Origin of the sequence: Citrobacter sp. A316 (assembly GCF_002042945.1) — a bacterium.
Lineage (GTDB): Bacteria > Pseudomonadota > Gammaproteobacteria > Enterobacterales > Enterobacteriaceae > Citrobacter > Citrobacter portucalensis.
In genome coordinates this window covers 329,899-342,220 of sequence record NZ_MVFZ01000002.1, presented here as the reverse complement: position 1 = coordinate 342,220, position 12,322 = coordinate 329,899, and the positions used below count along the sequence as shown (strand labels likewise).

Sequence of the window (12,322 nt, the reverse complement as noted above, 5' to 3'; positions counted from 1 at the left end):
GTGGCTGGAAAAGGGGAAGTTATAAATCTACGGCAGGATCGCAAAACGCAGTAAGGATGCTTGCTTGGTTAACAAAAAGTTAATAAATATTCAGATCACTAATCGGGAGGAAGCATGATGTCCTGTGTGATTAATGATGTGCGGGCCCCGTCGCCGGTGCCGGAAGTGGCTGAACTTAGCCAGATATGTGAGGGGTTGGCGCGCCAGCGTCCGGACAATATCCAGACATTGCTCCATGCGATGGCATTGATTGCGCCGCTGCTCAATGCCATTCCGAATGTGGTTTTTTTTATCAAAGATGTGCAGGCCCGCTATTTGATGGTCAATATGACCCTGGCACGACGCTGCGGGTTTAAGACGGTGGTTTCTCTGCTGGGTAAAACCTCTGCTGATGTTTTCCCTTCAGCGCTTGGGCTGGGCTATACCGAGCAGGATATGCGGGTGCTGCGCGAAGGGGTAACGCTGCGCGATCAGCTGGAAATGCATCTCTACAACGGTCGTGAACGCGGCTGGTGTTTGACTCAGAAGCTGGCGCTGCGGGATGCGCAGGGCCAGGTCATCGGTATGGCGGGGATTTCACACGACCTGCAGGAAGCGCAGGCGCGTCACCCGGCGTGGCAGCGGCTGGCGATCGTCGACGATCATATCCGCAACCATTATCACCGTCCCATCGCGATGGAAGAACTAACCGCCCTGAGCGGCATGTCGGTGGCGCAAATTGAGCGCTACTGTAAGCGTATTTTTCATCTCACTCCGCGCCAGATGATCCACAAAGTTCGGCTGGAAAAAGCCACCGAACTGCTGGCGGGCGATACGCCGATTACCGATATTGCGTTGCAGTGCGGTTATACCGATCACAGCGCGTTTAGCCGCCAGTTTAAGGCGATGACGGGCTCTACGCCGCGTGATTTTCGCATTACGCTTGCCGGGTAAGACATACTCACTGTGCTAATTTCGTCATCAAAGAGGAAGAAAACCACCAAGCAGTCGGTCGCCTGAAACGTCAATCTGTCAGTGAATATTCACCATTCATTCACTTTCAATTAACAAATTGACGACAAGGAACCGAACATGAGCAAGAAAGCCATTCACTGGAGCGGTGTATTCCCGGCAGTCAGCACCCAGTTTCGTAGCGATTATTCCCTGGATCTGGATGCCACCCACACGGTGATGAAAAACCTGGTCAAGGATGGTGTTTCTGGCCTGGTGGTGTGCGGCAGCGTGGGGGAGAACACCTCTCTGACCACGCAGGAAAAGCTGCAGATCATCGAAGTAGCGAAAGATGCTGCGGGCGGTCAGATCCCGGTCATTGCGGGGGTGGCCGAATTCACCACCGCGTTTGCACAGAAGATGGCGAAAGAGGCAGAGCGCGTGGGCGTCGACGGTATTATGGTGATGCCTGCGCTGGTGTATTCCTCAAAACCGCATGAAACAGCGGCCCACTTCCGCAGTGTGGCTACGGCTACCGACCTGCCTATCATGGTGTACAACAACCCGCCGATTTACAAAAACGACGTGACGCCGGACATCCTGGCGACGCTGGCCGACTGCGACAACATCGTCTGCTTCAAAGACTCCTCCGGCGATACCCGCCGTTTTATCGACTTACGCAACTCCGTTGGCGACCGCTTTGTGCTGTTCGCTGGGCTGGATGATGTGGTGGTCGAGAGCATTGCCGTTGGGGCGGAAGGCTGGATCTCCGGAATGTCGAACGCCTTCCCGCGTGAAGGGGAGACGTTGTTCCGCCTGGCGAAACAACAGCGTTATGAGGAAGCGATGGCGCTTTACCGCTGGTTTATGCCGTTGCTGCATCTGGATGCGCGTCCGGATCTGGTGCAGTGCATCAAGCTTTGTGAAGAATTGCTGGGGCGCGGCAGCGCCATTACCCGTCCACCGCGTCTGGCGCTGGAAGGGGATACCCGTGCGCAAGTGGTGGCGATTGTTGAGAAGGCGCTGGCGACCCGTCCACAGCTGCCGGATGTCGGCCTTTAAGTAAAGGAGTGATGATGACGCTACCTCTCTCTGTTTCGGGTCAGCAGTTTATCGCCGGACGTCGCGTGGCAAGCGGTGAGGCGACGCTGCCAAGCCTGCGTGCCGCTGACGGCAAGCTGACCGGATACCATTTTTACCCGGCCTCTCGTGAGGAGGCCGCCGCCGCGGCGGAGGCGGCTGACCAGGCGTTTCCTGTCTATTCACAGACTGCGCCGGACGTGCGTGCCCGCTTTCTCGACACCCTTGCCGACGAGCTGGATCTGCTCGGTGAGGATTTTTTCGCCATAGCCCACCAGGAAACGGCGCTGCCGCTGGCGCGGTTACAGGGAGAGCGTACCCGTACCAGTAATCAGCTGCGCATGTTTGCCGGGGTGCTGCGTCGGGGTGATGCCTTTGGCGTACGTATTGATACCGCACTCCCTGACCGCCAGCCGCTGCCGCGCCCGGACCTGCGTCAGTATCTGACCGCGCTTGGCCCGGTGGCGGTGTTCGGGGCCAGCAATTTTCCGCTGGCCTTTTCTACGGCAGGGGGCGATACCGCATCCGCGCTGGCGGCGGGTTGCCCGGTGGTAGTTAAGGCCCATCCCGGGCATATGGCGACGGCGGAATTGACTGCACAGGCGATTGTGCGTGCGGTCGCGGCATCTGGCCTGCCTGCGGGCGTTTTTAACATGATTTTCGGTACCGATATTGGCGCGGATCTGGTTCGCCATCCGGCGATTCAGGCGGTGGGCTTTACCGGTTCACTGCGCGGCGGTAAGGCGCTCTGGCAGCTGGCGCAGCAGCGTCCGCAGCCGATCCCCGTCTTTGCGGAAATGTCGGCCATTAACCCGCTGATTATTCTGCCGCAGGCCGTCGCCACACGGGCAGAAACGCTGGCTAACGAGCTGGTGTCCTCTTTCACTTTGGGATGTGGGCAGTTTTGTACCAAGCCGGGGCTGATCCTTGTCTTACGCGGCGAGGGTATGTCCCGCTTCACGCAGTCATTGAAGGACGCGGTTGACCAGGCACCGGTACAGATCATGCTGAATGCCCCGACGCTTGCCCATTTTGAAGATGGTGTCAGCGCGCTTGAGGCACATCCGCATATTCAGCGTTTGGCAGGGTCTGATGAATCGGTCATCGGCTGCGCGCAGGCTCGGCTGTATCAGGCTCCGGCTTCACTGCTGCTGGCACAGGATCCACTGTTACAGCAGGAGGTGTTTGGCCCGCTGGCGGTGTTGGTCGAGGTTGCCGATGAGGCGGAGTTGCAGTCCATTTTGCGCGTGATTCCGGGCCAGTTGACGGCAACCGTGCACGCCGAATCTGATGATGGGCCGCTGGCGCAGCGCCTGCTGCCAGCCCTCACTGAAAAAGCGGGACGCGTTTTGTTTAACGGTTATCCGACCGGCGTTGAGGTCTGTGATGCCATGGTGCACGGCGGTCCGTGGCCTGCCACCACCGATGCTCGCGGTACTTCGGTAGGGACGCAATCCATCGACCGTTTTTTACGCCCGGTATGCCTGCAAAATGTGCCTGCCGCGCTGCTTCCGCCTGCTGTCCAGGATGACAACCCTCTGAACCTGCTGCGCCTGATTAACGGGCAGTGGACCCGGGAAGCCATTTCCCCCTCTGTTGACTAAAGGGCATGACCATGACGATTCACTCTACGCACCAAACACAGGCCCGCGTTGCTGAGGTGGGTAAATTTAAAAAGCAGCTAACGCTAACCGACCTGACGTTTATTGGGCTTGGGGCTATCTTCGGTTCCGGCTGGCTGTTTGCCGCAAGCCATGTAGCATCGATTGCCGGACCTGCGGGCATTGCCTCGTGGGTCATCGGCGGGATTGCCGTTCTGCTGCTGGGGATTGTCTATTGTGAGCTGGGCGCGGCACTGCCTCGTGCCGGGGGGATTATCCGTTATCCGGTTTTTTCCCACGGTGAGTTGATGGGGTATCTGCTTGGATTTATTACGCTGATTGCGTTTTCAAGCCTCATCTCCATAGAGATTGTTGCCGCGCGGCAGTATGCGGCAGCATGGTTCCCGATGCTGACTCAAACTGGCTCAAGCGACCCAACGCTGCTGGGATGGATAGTGCAGTTTTTGCTGCTGTGTTTGTTCTTCGGGCTGAATTACTACAGCGTAAAAACGTTTGCCCGTTCCAATAACATCATCAGTATTCTGAAATTTTTGGTGCCGTTGGCGGTCGTTGTGACGCTATTTACCTTTTTTAAACCTGAGAACCTGCACGTTCAGGGGATTGCACCCTTTGGTATGTCGGGCGTTGAGGCTGCGATTAGCGCCGGTGGGATCATCTTCGCCTACCTGGGGTTGACGCCAATTATTTCGGTGGCGAGTGAAGTAAAGAATCCACAGCGTACCATCCCGGTGGCGCTGATTTTATCCGTGGTGCTGTCGACGATTATTTACGTGCTGTTGCAGTTGGCATTTCTTGGCAGTATTCCGACCGATATGCTGGGTGGCGGCTGGGCAGAGATCAGCAAGCAATTTTCGCTGCCGTACCGGGACATCGCCATTACGCTCGGTATGGGCTGGCTGGCGTTTATGGTGGTGTGCGACGCGATTGTCTCCCCAAGTGGTACCGGCAATATCTACATGAACGCCACGCCGCGCGTGATTTATGGCTGGGCCAAAGCAGGCACCTTCTTTAAGACGTTTACCCACATCGATAAAGAGTCTGGTATTCCGCGTCCGGCGCTGTGGCTGACCTTTGCATTGTCTATCTTCTGGACATTGCCGTTCCCGTCATGGGAACAGTTGATAAGCGTGGTGTCGGCGGCGCTGGTACTGAGCTACGCCATTGCCCCGGTCACGGCGGCGGGGCTACGCCGTAATGCACCGGATTTGCCGCGCCCATTCCGCGTGCGGGCCTTCGGGATTATCGGTCCGGTGTCGTTTGTGATTTCGGCGCTGATTGTATTCTGGTCTGGCTGGGGCACGCTGTCATGGCTGCTGGGGCTGCAGATTGTGATGTTTGTCGTCTATGTACTTTGCAAATCAAAAGTGCCGGTGCATACCGTGAGTCTGGCACAGCAGGTGAAGTCGTCTCTGTGGCTTATCGCCTTCTACGCGCTGATTATGCTCTTCTCCTGGCTGGGCAGTTTTGGGGGCTCAGGGGTGATTGGTCATCCGTGGGATACGGTGGTGGTAGCGGTGATGTCGCTGGGAATTTACTACTGGGGCGAGCGAACCTGTCTGCCGCAGGCTAACTTTACTGGTGATGAAGAAGAGTAAAGGAGTCGGTCATGGAGATGGTAAACCTCTCGTTAACAGAGGCTTATGCGCTGGCATATAAGGTGCTGCGCGGGAACGGATTCAGTGAAGTGCATGCCGTGGCGATCGCGACAAACGTGACCCACGGTGAGCGTGATGGCTGTGCCTCGCATGGTTTGTGGCGGTTGCTGGGGATTGTGGAGACGCGACGTAAAGGAAAGGTGTCACCTGACGCTGAGCCGGTTATCACCGATACCGCGCCGGCCATTGTGAAGGTGGACGCCGGTGGGGCATTTTCCCTGCTGGCATTCGAGCGCGCGCTTCCACTGCTGATAGAAAAGGCGCGCCACAGCGGTATTGCTGCCCTGGCGATTAACCGCTGTGTGCACTTTTCGGCGTTGTTTGCCGACGTTGAGCCGCTCACCGAGGCGGGGCTGGTGGCGCTGGCGACGACACCCAGCCATGCGTGGGTTGCTCCCGCAGGCGGGACGCAGCCGCTTTTTGGCACTAACCCGATAGCATTTGGCTGGCCGCGTGAAGAAAAACCCCCGTTTATCTTCGATATGGCCACCAGTGCAGCGGCACGGGGTGAGATCCAGCTCCATCAACGGGCAGGAAAAGCGGTGCCGGAAGGGTGGGGGATTGACGGTGACGGTCAGGCCACCACCGACGCGCAGGCGATCCTCGACGGTGCGATGTTGACGTTTGGCGGGCATAAAGGGTCGGCACTGGCGGCGATGGTGGAACTGCTTGCCGGACCGCTCATCGGCGATATGACCAGCGCGGAATCGCTGGCGTGGGATAAGGGGGCTGGCGGGTTGCCCTATGGTGGCGAGCTGATTCTGGCCCTGGACCCGGCCCGCTTTCTGGGATGGGAGGCTCCGCAGCATCTGGCACGTGCCGAGAGACTCTTTGCCGATATGCAGTGGCAAGGGGCGCGTTTGCCGGGCGAGCGTCGCTATCTTTCCCGTACGCGTACAACTCGCGACGGTGTGGAAATAGCCCATTCTCTGTTCAAGGATATATCCGCGTTAGTGAAATAATTATCGCGAGAACAGGAGGGATGATGTCCCTCCTGTTATACGTGTATCGTTACATATTCCTTTTTCACACTGTATTTCGAGCGTAAAGTCGCCCTGCCAGGATCTATGCAGAGAGGGAAATCGGGTATGGTGACGGAGAATTCACAGAGTATTAAACATAACTGTTCAGGTAGAATTCGGTAAGCCAGAATTAACATGATTAATCCTTACCATTATTTATACGTAAAGGTAAGTAAATCATAACGATAACCCATATAAAAATGCCAATAATTTTTATGGGCCAGGGTTCAAACAAGGCGAAACAGGCGAGGATTCCTGCGCTCAGCAATGGTCCGGATAATAGGTCAAGTACTCCATCCAATAGACGCATTTTCGTGGGTAAAAACCTGCTTACGATAGAAACGATAATATAAATACTCCCTACGATGATAATAACGGCAAGGGTTTTATCTTGCCATGAATCGAATTAGAACAAGCAAATTAAACATAAGGTAACTACATAACCGCTAAGAGTTATATTTATTATCGGAATAGTAAACTTACTCATATCATTATGCCTCGGTAGTTTTATTTACATTATTGTTATGAATGTTTTCTTTACCAGATATAGCACTCAATCACTACATTATGTCTTCCTGGTACATTACTACTAACGGCATGATATTTATTTTATCTGAAAATAGACTTTATACGGTAGTCATCTTTATTCTTCGTGATTCCCCTGGAGTACGATAAGCAAGCAAATCATTGAGGGAAGAAGGGGGACTGATGGATACAGTAGAGGAACTCAACGGAACATACTTTTATAAAGGGGTCTGTAACATTTCTGCAGGTGAGCTATTTTTCTGGATCTTCCTCGATAAAATTGATGAACAATTTGGGGGAATTAAAGATGTGGTAACAATGTCATGTATCATTCTTGGGTTACCATTGCTGAAAACACGGGGTAAACCATATGGGGCAACACAAGGCACATCAATTGCCTCCAAATATTCTCGTGAGTTTCTTAACGTTACATTGTCCGTCAGGCTTCCTACCATCACCAATGCCAGTATCAAATATTTAAAACCAATGATGACTAACAATCTTGGGGCATTCGTTGGACGAACAATTCCTGTGATTGGTTGGGCATTACTCGCAAGTGATGTCGCCCAAATTGTCTATAAAACGGTGAATACCTACAACACCATTGCCAGAGAGGAAGATCGCGTATGGTGACTGATAACGAGGTATTAGAATTTTTTCGGGGAGAGTTATCTCTCGCGGTAACGTTTACTTTCAAGCCTATCCCGATTGAACTTGATACGCCGCTGCAAGGTTACGCTGAATGGGATGAATTACCGTATGCCATTGAAGATTTTGGAGAGAAATATAACGTTGATGTTTCAGTCATTGATTTCGAGGCCTATTACCCGTGGGAAAGAGAGTCGGTCTATCGAAAGTGGTTTACCAAAGAACCCATCAAACAAGTGTCAAAACCGCTTACTGTGCGTATGTTCGCAGAATCAGCCAGAGCAGGTCACTGGTTATATGATTGATTACAAGGAGTTTTAAAAATGGCTGTACCCGTTCATTTATTTTTAAAAGATGATGGTGGCGCGATGATTCGTGGAGGTTCAGATGTCCGGGGACGTGAAGGCAGTATTGAGCTCCGTGGTCTGACACATAACCTTAGCATTCCAACAGATGGTGCCACCGGGAAGCTAACCGGCACACGCCAACATGGCCCATTTCTATTTGACAAAGAGATCGACTCCTCCAGCCCATACCTTTACAAAGCAGTTGCGACAGGTCAGACACTTCAAAGTGCGGAACTTAAGTTCTATCACATAAACGACGCAGGCCAGGAAGTGGAATATTTTAATACCCTACTTGAAGGTGTAAAAGTTGTATCAGTGACACCAATCGTGCATGACACACGTACGGTAACGGGAACCGGGCATTTGGAAAGCGTACAACTGCGCTATGAAAAAATCACCTGGTGTATTGTAGATGGCAATATTCAATATACCGACGCCTGGAACGAACGTACTACGGCATAACAAAGATGGCGCAATAACCCCTAATAAAGGCGCCACAGGCGCCTCAAGGACACTCTTACCCCTTCAACGTTTTCCCCGCAATCACCGCGATAAACTCCAGCACCTGTTTTTGTTTGCGTGCTGACAGCTTTTCTACTTTGCGCAGCGATTTCATCAGCGCTGACTCTTCGGGCTGGGGCGTTTGGGCGGTGAGCACGATGCAACCTTGCATTACGCGCACATCAACGCGGGTGCCGGTGTCGAATCCGGCGGCTTTCAGCCACTGTCCTTTCATTACAATGGATGGAAACTGGACGTACTTCACCGGCAAACGGCTGTAATCGGGATAACGGCTCGCATATCCCACCTTCAGGCGACGGTTATCTGTGGCGTGCACTTCTGGATCAAACGAAACTGCAATACAATTCGTATCAGTCATGGTGGCTATTCTCGTGAAATAGTTACTGTGATTAGCGATGCGCAGGTGTTGGCGCACCTTCGCATCGCGCTAATAAAACCCCTGTAAATTACGCCAGTAAACTGGGGGAAGTCCAGATGTAAATAAGATGAAATAAGCGCGAATAGCACGCTTTCGGAATAAATAGAAAACGCCTTTACCCCAATAAATCCGGTATTATTCACCGTATAAATCCATTCCCCTCCAGTCCGCCAAATACGGCCATTTCCAGAAAATAGCGCTCCTCTGCATCAGGCCAAAAATGCGATCTAACTCACTGAAGCAAATAGCAAACTCTGAAACAACACCGTTTTGTACACTTTGCTTTACACTTTTAGTGATGTAAATCACAAATATCACTCCGTGAAGTGATCCGACTCTCACAAAATGAGGTGTACTCATTCAGCAATACATTACGATCACAGCCTGGAAAGTTAAGTTTTCAGTATTTCCGCTCTCCGCAGACACACTACGACGAATGGCAAATCGAAACGCAAAAAAAAACTTGTTGAATATTAACGGGTAAAAAAAGGCGTGTGATTTGCATCACTCACATTTACAGCTTTTTAAATTATTGCCAGTGATTAATGTTGACCGGGCTATTTCCATAATCAATCAAATCTTGCATAGTGCCTCCACATTATTTCTCCCCCTGGCTCAGGAGGCGAATAGTTATATTTCATCAGAATTTATTGATGAACCAGGTATGCTTTACTTCACATTAATACGTACATGACCACTGTTACTGGAGAAACAAAATGAATTATCCGGCAGAACCCTTCCGTATTAAAAGCGTTGAAACTGTATCTATGATCCCGCGTGATGAGCGCCTTAAGAAAATGCAAGAAGCGGGTTACAATACTTTCCTGTTAAATTCGAAAGATATTTATATTGACCTGCTGACCGACAGTGGCACCAACGCAATGAGCGACAAGCAGTGGGCCGGAATGATGATGGGTGATGAAGCGTACGCGGGCAGCGAAAACTTCTATCATCTGGAAAGAACCGTGCAGGAACTGTTCGGCTTTAAACATATTGTTCCGACTCACCAGGGCCGCGGCGCAGAAAACTTATTATCACAACTGGCTATTAAACCAGGGCAATATGTTGCTGGTAATATGTATTTCACTACTACCCGTTATCACCAGGAAAAAAATGGTGCGGTGTTTGTCGATATCGTTCGTGACGAAGCGCACGATGCCGGTCTGAATATTGCGTTTAAAGGTGATATCGATCTTAAAAAATTACAAAAGCTGATTGATGAAAAAGGCGCAGAGAATATTGCGTATATTTGCCTGGCAGTGACGGTTAACCTCGCGGGCGGCCAGCCGGTCTCCATGGCGAACATGCGTGCGGTGCGTGAACTGACGGCAGCACACGGCATTAAAGTGTTCTACGACGCTACCCGCTGCGTGGAAAACGCCTACTTTATCAAAGAGCAAGAGCAGGGCTTTGAGAACAAGAGCATCGCCGAGATCGTGCATGAGATGTTCAGCTACGCCGACGGTTGTACCATGAGTGGTAAAAAAGACTGTCTGGTGAACATCGGCGGCTTCCTGTGCATGAACGATGACGAAATGTTCTCTTCTGCCAAAGAGTTAGTCGTGGTGTACGAAGGGATGCCATCTTACGGCGGTCTGGCCGGACGCGACATGGAAGCCATGGCGATTGGCCTGCGTGAAGCCATGCAGTATGAGTACATCGAGCACCGCGTGAAGCAGGTTCGCTACCTGGGCGATAAGCTGAAAGCCGCTGGCGTACCGATTGTTGAACCGGTGGGCGGTCACGCGGTATTCCTCGATGCGCGTCGCTTCTGCGAGCACCTGACGCAAGATGAGTTCCCGGCACAAAGTCTGGCCGCCAGCATCTATGTGGAAACCGGCGTACGCAGTATGGAACGCGGAATTATCTCTGCGGGCCGTAATAACGTGACCGGTGAACACCACAGACCGAAACTGGAAACTGTGCGTCTGACTATTCCACGTCGTGTTTATACTTACGCACATATGGATGTCGTGGCTGACGGTATTATTAAACTTTACCAGCACAAAGAAGATATTCGCGGGCTGAAGTTTATTTACGAGCCGAAGCAGCTGCGTTTCTTTACTGCACGCTTTGATTACATCTAAAAAATAGTTATGGCCCCATCACATGATGGGGCTTTTTTGTATTCTTTTTCCATGAACAGGAAGCCTTTGCGGTGCCCGTTACCGTGACATAACTAAAAAAAAGAAAACCCTGACTCCGACATTTTTATTATCCGCATGATGTACAAATGACAGCTGTAATTATAACGAATAGTCTACAGGAACATTTATCATGGATATTAATGCCATTGAGCGACAGAGTAGTACCCCCGGACTGATTAGCGGAACCATGTTGGTTATCGCAACCGTAGTGGGTGGCGGGATGTTCTCCCTGCCGATTGCGATGGCCGGCGTATGGTTCCCCGGTGCGTCTGTTATTCTTCTGTTTATCGCCATTATGATGTTATTAACCGGTCTGATGCTGGTTGAAGTTAATCTGCATTATGGCGCCGGTGCCAGTTTTAATACCTTTACTCAGGATTTATTAGGCCGTAAGTGGAATATCGTGGTCGGTATCGCTTTCGGCTTTGTGCTGTATATTCTGACCTATGCCTATATTTCCGGATCGTCAGCGGTGATGGCGCAAACCGTGTTCAAATACAGCGGCGTGCGCTTTCCGGCGAATATCTCGGTGGTGATCGTCAGTATGCTGGTCGGCGCGATTGCCTGGTATAGCTCCTTGCTGGTCGGACGTATCACTACCGTGTTGATTATCGGTAAGTTTATTGCGTTCTTTGCTACTTTCTCTGGACTGGTTGGTCATATTGAGGTGGCGAAACTTGTCGACAGCGTGGCGGTGGCGCTGCCCAACTCACAGTACCTGCCTTACATTCTGATGACGCTGCCGTTCTGTATTATCTCGTTTGGTTTTCACGGTAACGTGCCGAGCCTGGTCAAGCTGTATGGCAAGAGTGGGGTCCCGAATATCACGCGTTCGATTATCATCGGTACGCTGTTTGCCCTGCTGCTGTATATCTTCTGGCTGGGCGTCACGATGGGTAACATCAGCCGTTCCGCGTTCCCGCCAATTATCGCCAAAGGCGGCAATATCGATGTGTTTGTCGAGGCCATCAGCGAGCTGTTCACCAGCCGCTATATGGATCTGATCCTGACCTTCTTCGGCAACTTCGCAGTAGCCAGTTCTCTGCTGGCGGCGACGCTTGGCTTGTTCGATTATATCGCCGACCTGTTTCACTTCCCGGATGACGGCATGGGCCGCCTGAAAACCGCGCTGGTGACCTACTTCCCGCCAGCCGCCGTGTGCTTCTTCTTCCCGAACGGTTTTGTGCACGCGATTGGCTACGCCGGTCTGGCCTTTACCATCTGGAGCGTGATCCTGCCGCCGTTCCTGGTAAAAGCCGCGCGGAAACGTTTCCCGACCGCCAGCTATACCGCGCCTTGTAATAACACCGTGCTTAACCTGGTGATTGTCTGCGGAGCGGTTGTCTATCTGACGGTTGTTCTCGACGTATTTGGTCTGCTGCCAACGTTTCGTTAGACGGAGTTAA

The 12,322-nt window shown here is 52.1% G+C and carries 11 protein-coding genes; 10 read left to right on the top strand and 1 reads right to left on the bottom strand.

Translation table 11 applies throughout. The features are described from left to right. Positions 1–117: 117 nt before the first annotated feature. The 8 genes from BZK41_RS03650 (at position 118) to tssD (ending at position 8,291) form a co-directional block, all read left to right on the top strand. Positions 118–933, top strand: coding sequence for an AraC family transcriptional regulator (locus BZK41_RS03650; protein WP_008786078.1), 816 nt, complete (start codon positions 118–120; stop codon positions 931–933). 138 nt (positions 934–1,071) lie between these two features. Next, positions 1,072–1,992, top strand: a complete 921-nt coding sequence (locus tag BZK41_RS03645) for a dihydrodipicolinate synthase family protein (protein ID WP_003830108.1) — start codon at positions 1,072–1,074, stop codon at positions 1,990–1,992. Between the two features lie 14 nt (positions 1,993–2,006). Beyond that, positions 2,007–3,614 (top strand): aldehyde dehydrogenase (NADP(+)), encoded by a 1,608-nt coding sequence (locus BZK41_RS03640; protein ID WP_079937202.1) that lies wholly within the window; start codon positions 2,007–2,009, stop codon positions 3,612–3,614. Between the two features lie 11 nt (positions 3,615–3,625). Further along, the gene (locus tag BZK41_RS03635) at positions 3,626–5,227 is read left to right on the top strand and encodes an APC family permease (RefSeq protein ID WP_079937201.1); all 1,602 of its coding nucleotides are present in this window, start codon (positions 3,626–3,628) and stop codon (positions 5,225–5,227) included. 11 nt (positions 5,228–5,238) lie between these two features. Next, complete coding sequence (locus tag BZK41_RS03630) at positions 5,239–6,249, top strand: Ldh family oxidoreductase (RefSeq protein WP_079937200.1); 1,011 nt, start codon at positions 5,239–5,241, stop codon at positions 6,247–6,249. Positions 6,250–7,017: 768 nt separating this feature from the next. Then, positions 7,018–7,467 carry an STM2901 family protein gene (locus BZK41_RS03620; protein ID WP_003830103.1) on the top strand — a complete coding sequence of 150 codons (450 nt, stop codon included), beginning with the start codon at positions 7,018–7,020 and terminating at the stop codon, positions 7,465–7,467. Continuing rightward, entirely contained in the window at positions 7,461–7,787 is a 327-nt protein-coding gene (locus BZK41_RS03615; RefSeq protein WP_003830102.1) for a DUF1493 family protein, read from the top strand. The genes BZK41_RS03620 and BZK41_RS03615 overlap by 7 nt, the downstream gene beginning before the upstream one ends. An 18-nt stretch (positions 7,788–7,805) precedes the next feature. After that, a complete protein-coding gene (tssD, locus tag BZK41_RS03610) occupies positions 7,806–8,291 on the top strand; it encodes a type VI secretion system tube protein TssD (protein ID WP_003830101.1) in 486 nt (161 codons plus the stop codon). A 55-nt stretch (positions 8,292–8,346) separates the two neighbouring features. Here the strand turns inward: tssD and symE are convergent, their stop codons facing one another. Beyond that, a complete protein-coding gene (gene symE / locus BZK41_RS03605; protein WP_079937199.1) occupies positions 8,347–8,709 on the bottom strand; it encodes an endoribonuclease SymE in 363 nt (120 codons plus the stop codon). 776 nt (positions 8,710–9,485) lie between these two features. Between symE and BZK41_RS03600 the strand changes: the two genes are divergently transcribed. Together BZK41_RS03600 and BZK41_RS03595 are read left to right on the top strand one after the other, a co-directional pair. Further along, positions 9,486–10,856, top strand: coding sequence for a tyrosine phenol-lyase (locus BZK41_RS03600; protein ID WP_016155590.1), 1,371 nt, complete (start codon positions 9,486–9,488; stop codon positions 10,854–10,856). Positions 10,857–11,046: 190 nt separating this feature from the next. Next, positions 11,047–12,312 carry an aromatic amino acid transporter gene (locus BZK41_RS03595; protein WP_003830097.1) on the top strand — a complete coding sequence of 422 codons (1,266 nt, stop codon included), beginning with the start codon at positions 11,047–11,049 and terminating at the stop codon, positions 12,310–12,312. The last annotated feature ends 10 nt before the right edge of the window (positions 12,313–12,322 follow it).